Source organism: Marinobacter sp. DY40_1A1, assembly GCF_016597815.1.
Lineage (GTDB): Bacteria > Pseudomonadota > Gammaproteobacteria > Pseudomonadales > Oleiphilaceae > Marinobacter > Marinobacter xiaoshiensis.
In genome coordinates, this window is the sequence record NZ_VCHA01000002.1 from 160,829 (window position 1) to 176,220 (window position 15,392).

20 protein-coding genes are annotated in these 15,392 nt (G+C 53.7%); 14 read left to right on the forward strand and 6 right to left on the reverse strand.

The annotated features are described in order from the left end of the window. Positions 1-109: 109 nt before the first annotated feature. Complete coding sequence (locus tag FFI61_RS06590; RefSeq protein WP_200203059.1) at positions 110-1,630, reverse strand: aldehyde dehydrogenase family protein; 1,521 nt, start codon at positions 1,628-1,630, stop codon at positions 110-112. A gap of 69 nt (positions 1,631-1,699) precedes the next feature. After that, positions 1,700-3,115: a WS/DGAT domain-containing protein gene (locus FFI61_RS06595; RefSeq protein WP_227714712.1), complete on the reverse strand. Its 1,416-nt coding sequence runs from the start codon at positions 3,113-3,115 to the stop codon at positions 1,700-1,702. A 331-nt stretch (positions 3,116-3,446) separates the two neighbouring features. On the opposite strand from FFI61_RS06595, the gene FFI61_RS06600 reads away from it, so the two are divergent. Together FFI61_RS06600 and FFI61_RS06605 are read left to right on the forward strand one after the other, a co-directional pair. After that, on the forward strand, positions 3,447-4,370 hold the full coding sequence (locus FFI61_RS06600) for an alpha/beta hydrolase (protein ID WP_200369701.1): 924 nt from the start codon (positions 3,447-3,449) through the stop codon (positions 4,368-4,370). Between the two features lie 114 nt (positions 4,371-4,484). Then, positions 4,485-5,234 (forward strand): FFLEELY motif protein, encoded by a 750-nt coding sequence (locus FFI61_RS06605; RefSeq protein ID WP_200203063.1) that lies wholly within the window; start codon positions 4,485-4,487, stop codon positions 5,232-5,234. 4 nt (positions 5,235-5,238) lie between these two features. On the opposite strand, the gene FFI61_RS06610 is transcribed toward FFI61_RS06605, so the two are convergent. Then, complete coding sequence (locus FFI61_RS06610) at positions 5,239-5,517, reverse strand: polyhydroxyalkanoic acid system family protein (RefSeq protein WP_200369702.1); 279 nt, start codon at positions 5,515-5,517, stop codon at positions 5,239-5,241. Between the two features lie 126 nt (positions 5,518-5,643). Here FFI61_RS06610 and ubiE point away from each other — a divergent pair, with 126 nt between their 5' ends. From ubiE to FFI61_RS06635, 5 genes are read left to right on the forward strand one after another with little or no spacing between them, the layout of a single operon-like run. Continuing rightward, positions 5,644-6,426 carry a bifunctional demethylmenaquinone methyltransferase/2-methoxy-6-polyprenyl-1,4-benzoquinol methylase UbiE gene (ubiE, locus tag FFI61_RS06615; protein ID WP_200369703.1) on the forward strand — a complete coding sequence of 261 codons (783 nt, stop codon included), beginning with the start codon at positions 5,644-5,646 and terminating at the stop codon, positions 6,424-6,426. Continuing rightward, positions 6,426-7,067 carry an SCP2 domain-containing protein gene (locus FFI61_RS06620; protein ID WP_200369704.1) on the forward strand — a complete coding sequence of 214 codons (642 nt, stop codon included), beginning with the start codon at positions 6,426-6,428 and terminating at the stop codon, positions 7,065-7,067. Before ubiE ends, FFI61_RS06620 begins: the two co-directional genes overlap by 1 nt. After that, a complete protein-coding gene (gene ubiB, locus FFI61_RS06625) occupies positions 7,064-8,707 on the forward strand; it encodes a ubiquinone biosynthesis regulatory protein kinase UbiB (RefSeq protein WP_200369705.1) in 1,644 nt (547 codons plus the stop codon). Before FFI61_RS06620 ends, ubiB begins: the two co-directional genes overlap by 4 nt. Next, positions 8,689-9,162, forward strand: a complete 474-nt coding sequence (locus FFI61_RS06630; RefSeq protein ID WP_227714713.1) for a hypothetical protein — start codon at positions 8,689-8,691, stop codon at positions 9,160-9,162. The genes ubiB and FFI61_RS06630 overlap by 19 nt, the downstream gene beginning before the upstream one ends. Further along, entirely contained in the window at positions 9,087-9,707 is a 621-nt protein-coding gene (locus tag FFI61_RS06635; protein ID WP_200203076.1) for a hypothetical protein, read from the forward strand. The genes FFI61_RS06630 and FFI61_RS06635 overlap by 76 nt, the downstream gene beginning before the upstream one ends. 50 nt (positions 9,708-9,757) lie before the next feature. On the opposite strand, the gene FFI61_RS06640 is transcribed toward FFI61_RS06635, so the two are convergent. Beyond that, positions 9,758-10,774 (reverse strand): zinc-binding dehydrogenase, encoded by a 1,017-nt coding sequence (locus FFI61_RS06640; RefSeq protein ID WP_200203078.1) that lies wholly within the window; start codon positions 10,772-10,774, stop codon positions 9,758-9,760. An 87-nt stretch (positions 10,775-10,861) separates the two neighbouring features. On the opposite strand from FFI61_RS06640, the gene FFI61_RS06645 reads away from it, so the two are divergent. Beyond that, entirely contained in the window at positions 10,862-11,323 is a 462-nt protein-coding gene (locus FFI61_RS06645) for a methyltransferase family protein (RefSeq protein WP_200369707.1), read from the forward strand. Positions 11,324-11,366: 43 nt separating this feature from the next. Continuing rightward, positions 11,367-11,723, forward strand: a complete 357-nt coding sequence (locus FFI61_RS06650) for a potassium channel family protein (protein ID WP_200369708.1) — start codon at positions 11,367-11,369, stop codon at positions 11,721-11,723. A gap of 1 nt (position 11,724) precedes the next feature. On the opposite strand, the gene rlmF is transcribed toward FFI61_RS06650, so the two are convergent. Both rlmF and FFI61_RS06660 read right to left on the reverse strand, forming a co-directional pair. Beyond that, positions 11,725-12,684: a 23S rRNA (adenine(1618)-N(6))-methyltransferase RlmF gene (gene rlmF / locus FFI61_RS06655; RefSeq protein ID WP_200369709.1), complete on the reverse strand. Its 960-nt coding sequence runs from the start codon at positions 12,682-12,684 to the stop codon at positions 11,725-11,727. 85 nt (positions 12,685-12,769) lie between these two features. Beyond that, complete coding sequence (locus tag FFI61_RS06660; RefSeq protein ID WP_200202132.1) at positions 12,770-12,964, reverse strand: CsbD family protein; 195 nt, start codon at positions 12,962-12,964, stop codon at positions 12,770-12,772. Between the two features lie 276 nt (positions 12,965-13,240). Here FFI61_RS06660 and FFI61_RS06665 point away from each other — a divergent pair, with 276 nt between their 5' ends. The 5 genes from FFI61_RS06665 to tatA all read left to right on the forward strand — a co-directional run bounded on the left by FFI61_RS06665 (position 13,241) and on the right by tatA (position 15,381). Then, complete coding sequence (locus tag FFI61_RS06665) at positions 13,241-13,867, forward strand: LysE family translocator (RefSeq protein ID WP_200369710.1); 627 nt, start codon at positions 13,241-13,243, stop codon at positions 13,865-13,867. A 21-nt stretch (positions 13,868-13,888) separates the two neighbouring features. Further along, on the forward strand, positions 13,889-14,296 hold the full coding sequence (locus FFI61_RS06670; RefSeq protein ID WP_200369711.1) for a DUF3592 domain-containing protein: 408 nt from the start codon (positions 13,889-13,891) through the stop codon (positions 14,294-14,296). Between the two features lie 2 nt (positions 14,297-14,298). Then, positions 14,299-14,715 (forward strand): phosphoribosyl-AMP cyclohydrolase, encoded by a 417-nt coding sequence (gene hisI, locus FFI61_RS06675; protein ID WP_200202135.1) that lies wholly within the window; start codon positions 14,299-14,301, stop codon positions 14,713-14,715. A gap of 12 nt (positions 14,716-14,727) precedes the next feature. Beyond that, entirely contained in the window at positions 14,728-15,057 is a 330-nt protein-coding gene (locus tag FFI61_RS06680; protein ID WP_200369712.1) for a phosphoribosyl-ATP diphosphatase, read from the forward strand. Between the two features lie 90 nt (positions 15,058-15,147). Further along, positions 15,148-15,381, forward strand: a complete 234-nt coding sequence (gene tatA, locus FFI61_RS06685) for a Sec-independent protein translocase subunit TatA (RefSeq protein ID WP_200202137.1) — start codon at positions 15,148-15,150, stop codon at positions 15,379-15,381. Positions 15,382-15,392: the final 11 nt, after the last annotated feature.

Here is a 15,392-nt window from a genome sequence, read left to right on the forward strand (position 1 = left end):
TTCCGTGGCAAGAGCGTAGCTGTCTGTAAGAAGGTCTTACGTGGGGCTGATCAAAGGAGTGAAATCAACACAAGCAGGCCCATGCATGGGCCTGCTTGTTATGGCCGGCTTAGAAAAAGCCCAGCGGGTTGATGTCGTAGCTGGTCAGCATACACTTGGTCTGCTGATAGTGTTCCAGCGCCATCTTATGGGTTTCACGGCCAATACCGGATTTCTTGTAACCGCCAAAGGCTGCGTGTGCCGGGTAGGCGTGATAACAGTTCATCCACACCCGGCCGGCCGCAAGGTTACGCCCTACCCGATAAGCTCGATTGGTGTCGCGGGTCCAGACGCCCGCACCCAGGCCGAACTCGGAATCGTTGGCAATCGCCACAGCTTCCTCTTCGGTTTTGAACGTAGTCACGCCTACAACCGGGCCAAAGATCTCCTCCTGGAACACCCGCATCTTGTTGTCGCCCTTGAACAGAGTGGGCTGAATATAGAAGCCGTCTTTGAATTCGGCACCCATTTCTTCCTTGAACCCTCCGGTGAGTAGCTCGGCGCCCTCCTGCTTGCCAATCTCAAGGTAAGACATAATCTTGTCGTATTGTTCCTTGCTGGCCTGGGCACCCACCTGCACATCCGTATCCAGCGGGTTACCACGTTTGATGGATTTGGTTCGCTCAATTACCTTCTGCATAAACTCTTCGTACATATCTTCCTGCACCAGCGCTCGAGATGGGCAGGTGCACACCTCACCCTGATTGAAGAACGCCAGAACCAGACCTTCCACACACTTGCTCACGAACTCAGGCTCAGACTTCATAACATCAGAGAAGTAGATGTTGGCAGATTTGCCACCCAGCTCAACCGTTGACGGAATGATGTTTTCCGCCGCGCACTTAAGAATGTGCGAGCCCACCGGGGTTGAGCCTGTGAAGGCAATTTTGGCAATGCGCTTGCTGGTTGCCAGCGCTTCACCCGCTTCGATGCCGTAGCCGTTAACAATGTTAACGACGCCCGGCGGCAGCAGGTCACCGATGATTTCCATAAGCACCAGAATACTGGCGGGCGTCTGTTCTGCCGGCTTGAGCACCGTACAGTTGCCGGCCGCCAGGCAAGGGCCAAGCTTCCATACAGCCATCAGAATCGGGAAGTTCCAGGGAATGATTTGCCCCACCACTCCGAGGGGCTCATGGAAATGATAGGCCACCGTATTGTGGTCGATCTCGCCCATGTGCCCTTCCTGGGCGCGGATGCAACCGGCAAAATAACGAAAGTGGTCTGCTGCCAATGGAATGTCAGCATTCAGGGTTTCACGTATCGCCTTGCCATTGTCCCAGGTTTCTGCGACAGCCAGCTTTTCCAGATTGGCGTCAATGCGATCAGCAATTTTGAGCAGAATGTTAGAGCGTTCTGCCGGAGAGGTTTTGCCCCAGGCGGGTGCAGCCTTGTGCGCAGCATCCAGAGCCAAATCAATATCTTCAGCGGTGGAACGGGGAATCTCGCAAATCACATCACCAGTCACCGGCGTTATGTTCTCGAAATACTCACCTTTAACCGGAGCAACCCACTCGCCACCAATGTAGTTTCCGTAACGGGTTTTGAAGGAAACGACGGAGCCGTCTTTTCCAGGTTGTGCATATATCATGGTCGTCACCTTTTGTTGTGGTTGTGAATGACAACGCGGTCATACGCGTTTACTCATTCACTGTAGACCTCAAACAACAATAGGTGAACCTCCGGGGAGTTCTGACAACTCCTGCACGCAGTCTTCAAGAAACTCCTGGGGGTCTGTCAGAATTGCTTCATCTGCAACCACACCGAACTGAACCTGCCCGGCATAGCTGACAATGCTGACTCCAAGCCCGATATCGCCTGCCTGAGGCACCCAGAACATCTGTTCGGTTATTCGGCAACCGGCAATGTAGCGCGCCTCCCGTGTACCGGGAACGTTGGAGACCACAGCACTGGCTTTGCGATAGAACATATCCGATAGTGGCTGGCGCAATGCTTCCGGGATAAGAGAGGCACAGGCCGCCAAACCCCAGGCTATGCCGGGCTGCCAACTCTTTTTGAGGCGACGGGTTTCCTGCTTGATGCGATAGAGCCGCTCCAACGCACTCTCACCATCGATGGGCAGAGGGACAAACACAGTACCGAAATAATTGCCAAGTGTTCCCGGCTCTGGTTGCAGGTCTTCCGGCAGGCGGCTGCGAATATCCACAGGAACCGCAACATGCAACATGGCGTCGTCCAGTGCCGGTCCAGCAATTCCAAGGCGGGGTCGAACTGCTGCCGCTACACAACTGAGCAAAACATCATTAATGGTGACATTGGTCGCCTTGGCAATTGACCGAAACTGGTCGAGAGGGACTGGTTCCGACCAGCGACAATGGCGCTGGCCCAGTAACGGCCGCTTGAGATCTGACGGTGTATCCTCCGGCTCAGCCAGAAAATCACTCATCTCATTAACCAACTTCAAACCATTGTGAGCCAGCTTCTCCAACCATTCACTGCAGCTGCCCCCCTGAGTTTCCGATTCCGGGCTCTGGTTATCAGTACCCGCATCAGAAGCCAAGTCTCCGCTAACCAGTTGCTCAAGCCGGTCTTTGGCCGCGGATACCCAAGGGGAAAAGCCTTCCGTTTGCTGCACGCCATATATTGCCGGGTATTGCTGTGGCGAAGCCGAGCACAGGCGATCAAAAATACCCGTTAGAGAAACGCCATCGGCATAGCAGTGGTGTATTCGAAGTAACAATGCGGCGCCGCCCTCAGCATTAGGCACCAACCAAAACTTCCATGGGGGGCGGTAGGCAGGAAATGGCTGATTAAGTCGCTCTGAAACCCACTCCTGCAGAGACGTTTCCGTGAAGCGATCAAGCACCACATCCAGATGGTGCCGGATATCAAAAACCGGATCTGGCTCCCAATACCACGCTGGCGCACGTTTGACCGGCATATACCGGAAGCGCTCCCACGCCATCCAGTAAACCTGCATAAACTCCCGGAGTCTGGGCGCAGTAAGGCCTTCGACCCGAAACATGACGGTGATAGTCATAGGGTTTTTGGGGGACTCCAAGGCCAGCCAGGCGGAATCCGCAGGCAGCATGAGGTGCGTTTGCTCGTGACTCAAACCCGAACATCCCCGGAAGTGGTGAAGTGAAAAACACAGAGTCGGACATTGTGCCAGACATACACTACTGGCTCCACAAAGCTGCACGGCACCCAAGATTACAAAATGTTACACATATATATACCTTCACCCTATACTGGTTATAAGGCTTGGTGTAATAGTTATTAGCATAAGGTTTCGACTGCCTATTGGCCGCAGGCATGCAAAAACTGAGTTACCAGCGCCAATAAAGATCAGAGCGAAGCGATGTACAACAAGGTTACCAGCACAACCAAGGTCAAATGACCACACTCTAAAAACAGGCAACTGCCGTGCTGGGAGGAGATGCAGTATGAAAGCAAGCCACATTCGCAAGCTCATCAGACCAATCGACAGCGCCTATTCAGAGATGTTCTCAGGGCGCGTATACCGTGTTGGCGAAGGTGCAGTGTCTATTCGCAATCACAGTGGCGAGGCGGAACATACCGTTATTGGCGTTCATGGCTTTCTGGAAAATCATTGCTACTTCACTCAGACCTATGACGCACCAACAACAGAACTGATCCTGCTTACCTGCAGCAATTATCACATCCCGGTGAATGGCGTAACGCCGGAAACCCCCGAATGGGAAGTTCCGATCAAGCACCTGGAAGGCACCATTGAATACGATGCCTGCATCTTGAACCAGGCGCTTTCAAACTTGCCCAGCACCCGAAATGTGCGCATTCACGGCCATTCCCGGGGCGGAGCAGTGACGCTGGAGGCAATAAAACAGCGCCCGGAGCTTTACGAAAACGTTGAAGTGGTTCTTGAAGCACCGGCACTTCCCCAAGGCAAAATCAGCCCTTTAATATCTGCTCTTCTGGAGCCTGTCAGCCACGGTATGTGGCCTTGGCTGATCCGCCTGATCAGCAACGCACCCGCGTCTGCTTACGGCCAATCCTTCTTCGGGAAAATGAACCCGCGTAAAAAGCAGTTGCTGGCCAGTTTGTTTTACTCTACACGTGACCAACTGACGATTGTTCGCAACATAGAGAACATACTGGACTGGATGCAGCGCACTGACACCAACGTGTACAAGCACGTGCGCCACGGCACCTTCCTGGTTCCCGGTGTAGACCGCATACTGGATCGGCAGGCCATGCTTGCCAGCGCACGGCAGAGCCCCACCACCATGCGCATTATCGAAACAGGCGCGCCCAGCCACTTCGTAACTCTCGATAGCAAAGAGTGGCTGCCGGGTTTTGAGTCTTTGGCCGCTGTTGCTCAAGGCTAGGGCTAAACACCTCTGCTCATGATGCAGCGCCCGGCACTTGGCCGGGTTTGCTGCACATAGAGCTCCCCTTCGGTAAACTGTCCGCTTCTAAGCAGAACCACCGGAGTTGGCACCATGTATCGTGAGCGCCTTGTTGGCACAGTCGTGCGCTCAGAAAGCGCCAGCCGCCTGCAGAAACTTTTGCTGGAATATCACGATTTCCGCCTCCACAAGACGAATCACCGGCTGCTCGATAACACATTTGTTATCGCTGACTGGCAGGCTGGGCGCCTGAAGGCGACTCATCAGGATTTGTATCAGCACCCTGGCTATCACGAAGGCCTGGAGTTTCTGCTAACTGACCTTTACGCACCCTCGAGCATGACCCGCCGCGACGACAACATAGATCGGGTGTTCCCGAAAATGGTCAAATGGCTGCCGGATCAACAACTTGAAGTACTGGCCGGACTGGTGGAGCTGAACCTGATTACCCAGCAACTGGATCTTGAGCTGGCGGAGCTGCTTGATGAGCGCCGCATCCCTGCACACCTGGTCACCGCAGAACACTACTGTGACGTTTACCGTGCCAGCCAGAAACTGGAACAGCGCAGAAGGCAGGTTGTGTTAGTCGCCGATGTGGGGCAGCAGCTGGATCGTTATGTGCGCAACAGAACCCTTGGCTGGCTGCTTGCAATGAGCCGAGCGCCCGCGGAAATGGCCGACCTGAGTGATCTGCACAACTTCCTGCATCGGGGTTACTCTGCATTTCGCAAAATGGACAAGGTGGACTTGCTGATTGAGCGGCTGGTAACCCGTGAACAGCGGGTTATGGAAAACATTCTCAACGGCCACCCTGAGCCATTTGCGCTCCCGGGTGACCTTTGATCGATCAAGCCTTCAGAATCTGATCAAGTTGGCTGTGAATTTCCTGTTCAATCCTTGATTTGAAAGGCCGTAGCAGCATACCCAGCTCCAGGCGCACATTGAGGTCGTTGCTGGTAATGTTCAAGTGCCCTTTAACGCCCGAGCGTTTGAACTTGAGCTGATCACCTTCCCACTGGTAATTGAGCTCAAACTTGCTGGAAAGATCCTTGGCAAGCGCTTCTGCAGCTTCACGAGCATGTTCTTTATCAAGAGTGTGGGCGCGATGTACATCGATTACGGACATGAATCAGTTTTCTCTTCAAAATTGAACGGTTTTACAGTGTAAGGCGGTATTAAACGTGTAGCTACCCTTGTAGCAACTCCGTCAAGCGTTAGAATACGGGGTTCAGATTCTGACAGGACATGCCCCATGAGCGAGCAACAAACGCCAACCATTCCCGGCAACAGCCAGGACGACGTTACACACTTCGGATTCCGCAATGTGGCCAAGAGCCAGAAAGCCAGCCAGGTAGCCGAGGTTTTTCATAGCGTCGCAGGCAAATACGACCTCATGAACGACCTTATGTCCATGGGTGTTCACAGGTTGTGGAAGCGCTTTACCATCGAACTTTCCGGCGTTCGCCCGGGGCACCAGGTTCTGGATATTGCCGGTGGCACCGGCGATCTCACCATGAAGTTCTCTGATCTTGTTGGGCGTGATGGCAAAGTGGTTCTCGCCGACATCAATGCCTCCATGCTGCAGGTTGGGCGCAGCCGCCTGACCGATCGCGGCTACGCCGGCAACATTGAGTACGTGCAAGCCGATGCAGAGCACCTACCCTTCCCGGACAACAGCTTCAACGCCGTATCCATTGCATTTGGCCTGCGTAACGTAACCGACAAGGATCAGGCTCTGCGGGACATGATGCGAGTGCTCAAGCCCGGCGGGAAGCTGATGGTGCTGGAATTTTCCAAGCCCACCAACCCGCTGCTGAGCAAGGCTTATGACACCTACTCGTTTACAGCCCTGCCTCTGATGGGCCAACTCATCGCCGGCGACAGCGAGAGCTACAAGTATCTGGCCGAATCCATCCGCATGCACCCGGATCAGGACACGCTCAAAGGCATGATGGAAAACGCGGGCATGGTGAACTGCAAGTACTACAACATGACCGGCGGTATTGTTGCCCTGCACGTGGGAACCAAACCCTGATGTTTCCCGGCCCGACCCTGCTTACGGCGCTAACTGCCATAATCGAGCGGGCACTGAACCACTCGCTTGAACTGGACCCCGCCGGCCAGCAGGCGCTGCTGGGCTCTCTTGAAGGGCCAGTACAGTTCCGCATTACCCACCCGATTTCTCTTACCTGCTCACTGCACAGGGCAGGCAATCAGGTGCAGGTGCGCAGCCAGCCAGTTGAAGATCCCGCATTGGAAATCAGTGGCAAGCCCCTGGCCTTCGCAGCGTTGGCCACCGGTGATAACCGTGTATTCACCGATAACCGGTTGAGCGTTACCGGTGACACCGCCCTGGCACACCAGTTCCAACGCGCGCTGGATAAGCTGAACCCGGACTGGGAAGCGGCCATGGCAAGACACATAGGCGACGTGCCGGCTCACTTCATCGGCAAGCGAATTCGCAATGCAGTCAGCTGGAGCCGACAGGCATTCGGCGCTCTGAACGCAAACATTGAAGAATATGTGCATGAGGAAAGCCGCGCCCTGCCCGGCCGCCGCGAACTGGAAGCCACGTTCGAAGACATAGACGCCCTGAACCTGCGCACCGAGCGCCTGGCAGCGCGCATAAGCCAGATTGAAAGCCGCGGCATTACTGACAAACCGGAGACTCCGTGACCCGCCTGCAACGCCTGATTCGCATTTCCTGGGTATTCTGCCGCTACCGGCTGGACACGTTTTTACCAATAGCGGAGCTTCCCGCACCGCTGAAGGTATTTTTTCTGCTGGCGCCCTGGCATCTTTTTCCGCAACCAAAACTTAGCCGCGGTGATCGCCTGCGCCTGGCCCTGGAAGAGCTTGGCCCGGTATTCGTAAAGTTCGGCCAAATACTCTCCACCCGCCGCGATTTGTTACCAGACGATATGGCGGAATCCCTAAAGACCCTTCAGGACCGCGTTCCGCCCTTCTCCAGCGACGTTGCCCGCAACATTATTGAGGGGTCTCTTGGAGCGCCGGTAGCTGAGCTATTCAAAGAGTTCAGCGCAGACCCGCTGGCCTCGGCTTCCGTTGCACAGGTTCATGCGGCTACTCTGCTGAACGGCCAGGATGTTGTGGTGAAAGTACTGCGCCCGGGTATTGAGAAAGTGATCCGGCAGGACCTTGCTCTGATGTACCTGATGGCCAACTTGCTGGAGAAATACTGGACAGAAGGCAAGCGACTGCACCCGGTAGAAGTGGTGGCCGACTACGATTCCACCATTCATGACGAACTGGACCTGCAGCGGGAAGCGGCCAACGCAAGCCAGTTGCGCCGCAACTTTGAAGGCTCCTCGCTGATCTACATTCCGTTTATCGACTGGGACTACACCCGCAAAAACGTGATGGTAATGGAGCGTATCTACGGCATTCCCATTGCCGATGTTCCCGCACTGGAAGCGGCTGGCGTAAACCTGAAAGTGCTGGCTGAAAAAGGCGTCGAGATCTTCTTTACCCAGGTATTCCGGGACAGCTTCTTCCACGCCGATATGCACCCGGGAAACATTTTTGTCGACGTTTCCAACCCCGCAGACCCGAAATACATCGCCATCGACTTTGGCATAGTAGGCACCCTGGCGCCGGACGATCAAAGCTACCTGGCGCGCAATCTTTTGGCCTTCTTCCGCCGGGATTACCGGCAAGTGGCGCAGCTTCACATTCAATCTGGCTGGGTACCACCAGATACAAGGGTAAACGAATTCGAAGCGGCCATCCGCACCGTATGCGAACCGATTTTTGAAAAGCCCCTGAAAGACATTTACTTCGGCCACTTCCTGCTACGCCTGTTCCAGACCGCGCGACGCTTCAACATGGAAGTGCAGCCACAGCTGGTTCTACTGCAAAAGACCCTGCTGAACGTAGAGGGCCTTGGCCGCCAGCTTTACCCGGAACTGGATCTTTGGAGCACGGCCCAACCTTACCTGGAAGGCTGGATGCGCAAGCGGATAGGCCCAAGCGGCCTGATAAAATCCCTGCAAACCCACCTGCCCTCATGGCTGGAACAGTCCCCTGAAATGCCCCAACTGGTTCACGATGCTCTACTGCAATTGCGCAGCGCCGGCCCCACCGAGAAACAGAACCAGGACACCCTGGCACTGCTCCGCGAACAACAGCTCAGAAGCGACCGCCGCTGGCGCCGGGGGATTGCAGCGATAGCACTGGTTGCCGCAGCTGTTATCGGAACCCAGCCAGAAGCCCGTGAGTGGGCAGAACACGCGCCAGTGTGGTCTTGGGTGTTGCTTGCTGCAGCAGGGGCGTTGGTTTGGCGTGGCAGCCGCTGAGAGCGACCATGGGACTCAAGCAGGTCAAAGAGAATCTATTAAGCACCGACTATCCACAATGGCGAAACCTGCTCTCTACCGCGGCTTTCCTGATTATGGTCACAGGAACTGCGTTTGCTTGGTTCTACACCTATTACACATCGCCCAATGCAGCATGCCACAAGGGTTTTCTCTACCTCACGTATGCGTGGCTATTTATTCAGTGGGTCGTCATCGGCTATCTTCACCAATCCAAAGACATTCCGTCATTTGCCAGAGATGCGATAAAGGTTTTGATCTTATTAGCGAATGTCTGGTTCGGGCTTTTCCTGTTTTCTTTGCAAGCCCTGCGCTTAGCTGGCGCTTGGTTCCTGGCGCAAAAAATTTTCAAGAGGCAACAATGGATAATGACCGGTGGGCGCAACTTATGGGTACCTGGGGCTTTGCCCCGCATCAGGAAACCTATGATTCCCTGATCACCGCCTATTCCGGGAAGGGCCGGCATTACCACACGCTGGAGCATATCTCAGCCTGCCTTCGGCATTTGGATAACTGCTCGGCCTTGCTTGACCACCCGCGAGAGGTGGAGCTCGCATTCTGGTTCCACGATGCCATTTACAAGCCTTTATCCAGCAAAAATGAACTGGAAAGCGCCGATTGGGCAGCTTCGTTTTTGGCAGAGTCCGGCGCAAGCGCTGAAGAAATCGATCGTGTTCACAGGCTCATTATGGTCACCGAGCATGATGCACCTACCCAATCCCGTGACGAATCGATTCTTGTGGATATTGATCTTTCGATTCTGGGAACGTCTCCGGAAACCTACGAGATTTTTGAGCAAGGGGTTCGCAAGGAGTACCGGCTCGTGCCTTCGTTTATCTACCGAAAGAAGCGTGCCGCTGTGCTCCGGGGATTTATGGAGCGCCCGCAGATTTACACGTCCGGGATATTCCCGGAAGCACGTGAGCGCCAAGCCAGGGAGAACCTTTCAAATGCGGTGTCCAAGCTGGAAGGGCGCGCATAATCCCGGCACCCTCCTGTGATCACAGGTACGCTTCAGCGCTGCCAACGCAGCTAGGGGGTTAACACTACCTTGCCTATATTGGCACGGCTTTCGATGTAGTCGTGGGCCAATGCGGCATCCTCAAAGCTGAAGGACTCGGCGATGGTGGGATTGATCCAACCCTCCTCCACGCCTGCTATGATTTTGCCCATCCACACACGGATCTTTTCAGGCTCATGCCAAAGCCGCCCCATATTAATTCCGAATACAGATTTGTTTTCGTTCATCAAACTGATGGGGTGGAAAATGGGCATCATCACTGCGGTTTTCGCCAGCGCCAACTTGCTGCCAATGCCATTGCCAGATGCGGCCGATATTCCGAACATCGCCAAGCGCCCGGACGCACGCAACGCCTTGTAACTCTTACGCCAGCTCTCTCCACCCAACGGGTCAAGAATCAGCTCAGCGCCTTTGCCATCAGTCAGGTGCATCAGCTCTGTGTACCAGTCGCTATTTCGGTAATCTATGGCGTAGTTAAGCCCGCGAGACAATAAGTATTCATGCTTTCCAGGGCTGGCTGTCCCAATGGTGGTGGCACCAATGTGTTGTGCAATATCCAATGCGGCAAGGCCTACTCCACCTCCCACATTGTGAATCAACACTGTATCTTCCGGTTGCAGTGCGCCGCAAATAACAAGGGCTTGCCATGCGGTCAGGTAGTTCACGGGGATAGCTGCAGCTTGCGCGTAGGAGAGCCGGCCTGGTTTCTCGAAGATCTGGTTGAGCGAAACAACTACCTGGGAGGCATGGCCGCCAAAACGGGTCAAAGCCATTACAGGCTTACCCAACCACTTTTCTTCGACACCGTCGCCAATGGAGTCGATCACACCTGACACTTCATACCCGGCCGTAAAGGGAAAGCCTGGGGCATCCTGATACAAACCTTGGCGCGCCATAATATCGGCAAAATTCAGCCCCGAGGCTTTAACCGAAATTCGCACCTCACCTGGCCCAACCTCCAGGCTTGGAAACTCCTTGAGTGCCAGTACACTGCTGCTTCCAGCTTTAGGTATGATCACACGTTTCATATAGGCTCCGGCATCGTATTCCAAGTATTATCTTTGTTCATCGGATATGACATAGTTCGAGAAAACGCTAGGAGTTATATCACAAGCATGTCGTCACTAGAGCTTAGAATCCCACCTCCCGCAGTTGCCGCTATTGCGGCGCTTATCATGTGGGGCATGGATTTGGTGACACCGCCACTCCAATTTCACGACACCATTCGAGTCATTGCGGCCACCTCAGTCGCACTACTTGGCGGCTGCATAAGTTTGGTTGGCGTTATCTCTTTTCGCCGAATGAAAACTACCATCAACCCAACCAGACCGGAAAAGGCATCTCTGCTGGTAGCTTCCGGAATATTCAAGGTTACGCGTAACCCCATGTACGTGGGCATGGTGCTAGTGCTGATTGGTTGGGCTGTCTTTCTTTCCTCTCCCGGAGCATTGCTCGGCCCTATCGGGTTTGCGCTCTATATAACCCGATTTCAGATTATTCCGGAAGAACGCGCTCTCGATGCGCGCTTCGGTTCAGAATATACTGCGTACAAGGCACGTGTCCGGCGCTGGATTTGATTTAAACGTGTAGCCAAAAAACCTGACCCAAAGCAGATAAACTATGGATTTTTCGATTACATTTTTTAAATTGTTTCTTTGGGGAACGTACTTCTCGCTCCCGATTCTACTTTCGATCTGTGTTTCCATTATTGCTCTCGGTTTGTTTGTTGGCCGCCTGGAGTCCTGGGGAAGGTTCGATGCGCTTTACTGGGCGTTTATAACGGCCTTTACTGTTGGCTACGGAGACATGCGCCCGTTGCGTAAACCCTCAAAAGTACTCTCTATCGCCATTGCCTGGTGCGGGATTATGCTAACAGGCCTGTTTGTGGCACTTGCTGTTAAAGCAGCATCTATCGCGTTTGAAATTCATATTGATCCCGAGGTTCTGAGAAGTGTCGGCCAAGGCATAATTGATTAGCCTATGCGAATGTCCAGGCCAATATTCTCGTAACCTTTTGCCCCTGCCTCATCTCGATTTCCCGTACCTCGGTCGCCCCAAGCTTGCGCATCAGTTTGGTGGAGGGCTTTACGTTCTCGGCTTTCGAAACCAGGCTTGTAAACCAACGGCATTGCGCTGCAAATAGCTGGCTCTCTTTTATCATTTTTTTAAGGAACATCTGTTCGCCGCCTTTGCACCATAGTTCCGCTTCCTGGCCACCAAAGTTCAGAGCTTGCGATGCAGCCCCGGGCTTTGTCTCACCCCGGTTGCGCGCAAGGTTTTTCAGCTTTAACTGACTGCTCTTGAGTGCTTCGTTTTGTGAAGCATGGAAGGGGGGATTGCACACGCTGACATCAAAAAACTCTCCTTCCCGAATAATTCCGTCGAAGATCTTGTGCCTGTCACTTTGCATACGCAGGGTGAAACGGTCTTTCAGTATGGGGTTGTTGGTGATAATCCGGGCCACGTTTTCAAGCGACTGAGCACTTATATCGCTGCCAACGCAATGCCAGCCGTACATTTGGCATGCCAGTATCGGGTATATGCCATTAGCCCCTGTGCCTATATCGAGCAAGGTTATGCCGGTTTGGGTGCTAGCCTGATTCGCAAATGGCTCAAGCTCCCCAAACAGTTCAGCCACGTGATGAATGTAATCTGCTCGCCCCGGAATAGGAGGGCAAAGCGCGCCTTCCGGAATATCCCAGCCAACAATGCCGTAGTAGTGTTTCAACAGGGCGGCGTTCAGCAATTTTACTGCCTTTGGATCTGCGAACTCTATGGAGAGGTTACCGTAAGCGTTTGCTTTAACGTAGGGTGTTAATGCCGGGTGGCTTTTTATAAGGGATGTAAAATCGTAGCCTTGCTTGTGAAGATTTTTGGGGTGTAAACCTTTTCCATCAGGCTTTGCCTGATGCCTGCCACTTCGCTGGGAACTGCTCACAGTTTTATTTCCGGGTGTGTAGCTCAAAGCCGGTGCCTGTGGTTGAGCAGATACCGGCTTTGAAGGTCTTAGCGGCTATGGATGCTCAGGAATTAGTGAGCTTTTCCCACTCTCTCATCGCGTCCTCTTTCGTGGTGCCGTATTTCTCTTGAACCTTACCAATAAAGTGGTCGCGGCGGCCGGCGATCTCATCCAGATCGTCGTCTGTCAGCTTGCCCCAGTTCTCGCGTACCTTACCTTTAAGCTGCTTCCAATTGCCTTCAATGATGTCTTTGTTCATAACGATTTCCTCAAGTTAACAGGGCGACGTAAAAACAAAGCGCCGCCGGGATAAAAGGAATATCCAGCTTGCTATGTCTACCGCAAGCCGCAACATCGATAGTAAACTTGGCACAGCAGCCTGCGTTTAACAATGCTTTCCAGGTTGCGATAAATTCATCCCGAGTCGTTTGCCAGGGTCCGGTGCCGCATTCGAAGAACACACCCTGCTCTGGATGAATTGTCGTTATAGCGGGTATATTGGCGGCGAAGTCACAAATACAGGCAGGAGCCTCAGATGCTGCAGGCCCACGAGTTCTGGTTGTTTTTCAGTGCGAGCTTTTTACTCTGGATAACTCCAGGACCAGACACCGTGTACATTTTAGCCAGAACCCTGTCCCAGGGGCGCGTTGCCGGGCTGTTATCGGTGTTCGGTGTAAGCGCGGGCATACTGGCACACACCCTGTTTGCTGCAATCGGGCTATCAGCACTGCTGGCAACGTCTGCACTGGCATTCACAGCGGTCAAGTTTGTTGGAGCTGCCTATCTGGCCTACCTTGGCATCCAGGCCCTGCGCGCTCACAACAAGCTCGCGCCAGCCTCTGTAACCGCCTTTCGGCGCCGCTCACAGCTGTTCTACCAGGGTTTTCTGACCAACCTGTTGAACCCGAAAATCGCAATCTTCTTTCTCGCTTTCCTGCCGCAGTTTGTGGCGCCCGGAGCCAGTAACAGCTCGGCAGTATTTCTGTTTTTAGGCGGTATTTTTGTGCTGGGTGGCACCTTGTGGTGTCTTTTTCTAGTCACATCTGCTGCCAGCTTTTCAAGCGCAGCCAGGTCGGACTCGCGCCTGTCTGGAGTGATAAGTAAAGTCACTGGGCTTGTGTACATCGGGCTTGGTTTGAACCTGCTTCGTGCGAAGCTATAGATCATACAAGGCAAAAGCTCCATGAACGCATCCCCACACGCTGCTCTGACCCGGATATTCGTCCTTCTACTGGTTGTCTGTGCCCTGTCCTTCGTGTGGGAAACCTCAAAGCATTTTGAATCGCAGCCAACTATTGGCCATGTAACCGCCCATCAGTACAGGGATTACACTATCCGTTATAGTATTCAGGGCCAGACCCATCAGTTTGTAACAAGGCGCGGGATTCTGGACTTTTTCGGGCGCCTTAAATCACTACAAACGGGAGACGAGGTGCCATTGCTGGTCAACCCGAAGCCCCCCTACGAGGCTGTGATCAACACTCTGAATGGCCGGTATCAAATTACCATTACCTTTGTCGCGCTTATGCTCGTGTTCGCTGCGACGGCCATGGCGTCGGGATTGCGGCGACTAAATGCTCAGGATTCATAAAAATGAAAGACTTATCTGATAATCTAGACACCCTTGATTGGCTCGATGCCATTCGCTGGACTGCGGACGGCCTGGTTCCTGCGATCGCACAGGATGCTGCCACGGGCGATATCCTGATGATGGCCTGGATGAACCGGGAATCCCTTCGCCTCACAGCTGAAGAGGGCCAAGCGGTTTACTGGTCACGTTCACGGGGTAAACTCTGGCGCAAGGGCGAAACGTCCGGGCACCAGCAAGTGGTCAAGGATATTCGCCTCGACTGTGACGAGGACGTTATCCTGCTAAAAGTAGAGCAAAAAGGCGGCATTGCATGCCACACTGGCCGGCGTAGCTGTTTTTACCGCTCATTAAAGGGCGACCAGTGGGTGGGCGTTGAACCCGTCATTAAAGATCCGGATGCCATTTATGGCAGTAACTGAGGAGTGGATGTATTGAGTGATGTTCTGGAAAATCTGACACGGGTTCTGGAAGCCCGTAAATCAGCCGACCCTGAGAAATCCTACGTCGCCAGCCTCCACGCCAAAGGCCTGAACAAGATTCTGGAAAAGGTTGGCGAAGAGTGTACAGAAACACTGCTGGCCGCCAAGGATGCGGAGCACTCGGGGGAGACCAGGGCAGTCATCAGTGAAACAGCAGATCTCTGGTTTCACTGCATGGTTATGCTTTCCAACCTGGGCCTGAGTTCCAAGGATATACTGGCTGAGTTGAGCAGCCGTTTCGACCTTTCCGGGCTGGAAGAAAAGGCGTCCCGGAGCAAGTGAGCAGGTAATACCCCTAACGGGGGTTTCCGCCACCCGGCTCTGGTAACGTATAATGCTAATCTACGAAAACATCAAAACGAGGATCCCGTAATGGGCATCAGCATCTGGCAACTTCTTATTGTACTGGGCATTGTGATTCTGTTGTTCGGAACCAAGAAGCTGCGCAACATTGGCACCGATCTTGGTGGAGCGATTCGCGGCTTCAAAAAATCCATGAATGACGAAGACAGCAAACCGGGCGACCCGGATTCGCTGGAAGGCACTCAGGAAGAACAGACGCGACAGGCGGCTGAAGACAAGCCCAAGGAAAAAGCCAAAAGCTGAGACCAGACAAG

What these genes read in the sequence shown, in the direction of transcription:
- FFI61_RS06590 (WP_200203059.1), bottom strand. Translation starts at nt 1,630, where the DNA reads ATGATATATGCACAACCTGGAAAAGACGGCTCCGTCGTTTCCTTCAAA.
- FFI61_RS06600 (WP_200369701.1), top strand. Translation starts at nt 3,447, where the DNA reads ATGAAAGCAAGCCACATTCGCAAGCTCATCAGACCAATCGACAGCGCC.
- FFI61_RS06605 (WP_200203063.1), top strand. Translation starts at nt 4,485, where the DNA reads ATGTATCGTGAGCGCCTTGTTGGCACAGTCGTGCGCTCAGAAAGCGCC.
- FFI61_RS06610 (WP_200369702.1), bottom strand. Translation starts at nt 5,517, where the DNA reads ATGTCCGTAATCGATGTACATCGCGCCCACACTCTTGATAAAGAACAT.
- ubiE (WP_200369703.1), top strand. Translation starts at nt 5,644, where the DNA reads ATGAGCGAGCAACAAACGCCAACCATTCCCGGCAACAGCCAGGACGAC.
- FFI61_RS06620 (WP_200369704.1), top strand. Translation starts at nt 6,426, where the DNA reads ATGTTTCCCGGCCCGACCCTGCTTACGGCGCTAACTGCCATAATCGAG.
- FFI61_RS06635 (WP_200203076.1), top strand. Translation starts at nt 9,087, where the DNA reads ATGGATAATGACCGGTGGGCGCAACTTATGGGTACCTGGGGCTTTGCC.
- FFI61_RS06640 (WP_200203078.1), bottom strand. Translation starts at nt 10,774, where the DNA reads ATGAAACGTGTGATCATACCTAAAGCTGGAAGCAGCAGTGTACTGGCA.
- FFI61_RS06645 (WP_200369707.1), top strand. Translation starts at nt 10,862, where the DNA reads ATGTCGTCACTAGAGCTTAGAATCCCACCTCCCGCAGTTGCCGCTATT.
- FFI61_RS06650 (WP_200369708.1), top strand. Translation starts at nt 11,367, where the DNA reads ATGGATTTTTCGATTACATTTTTTAAATTGTTTCTTTGGGGAACGTAC.
- FFI61_RS06660 (WP_200202132.1), bottom strand. Translation starts at nt 12,964, where the DNA reads ATGAACAAAGACATCATTGAAGGCAATTGGAAGCAGCTTAAAGGTAAG.
- FFI61_RS06665 (WP_200369710.1), top strand. Translation starts at nt 13,241, where the DNA reads ATGCTGCAGGCCCACGAGTTCTGGTTGTTTTTCAGTGCGAGCTTTTTA.
- FFI61_RS06670 (WP_200369711.1), top strand. Translation starts at nt 13,889, where the DNA reads ATGAACGCATCCCCACACGCTGCTCTGACCCGGATATTCGTCCTTCTA.
- hisI (WP_200202135.1), top strand. Translation starts at nt 14,299, where the DNA reads ATGAAAGACTTATCTGATAATCTAGACACCCTTGATTGGCTCGATGCC.
- tatA (WP_200202137.1), top strand. Translation starts at nt 15,148, where the DNA reads ATGGGCATCAGCATCTGGCAACTTCTTATTGTACTGGGCATTGTGATT.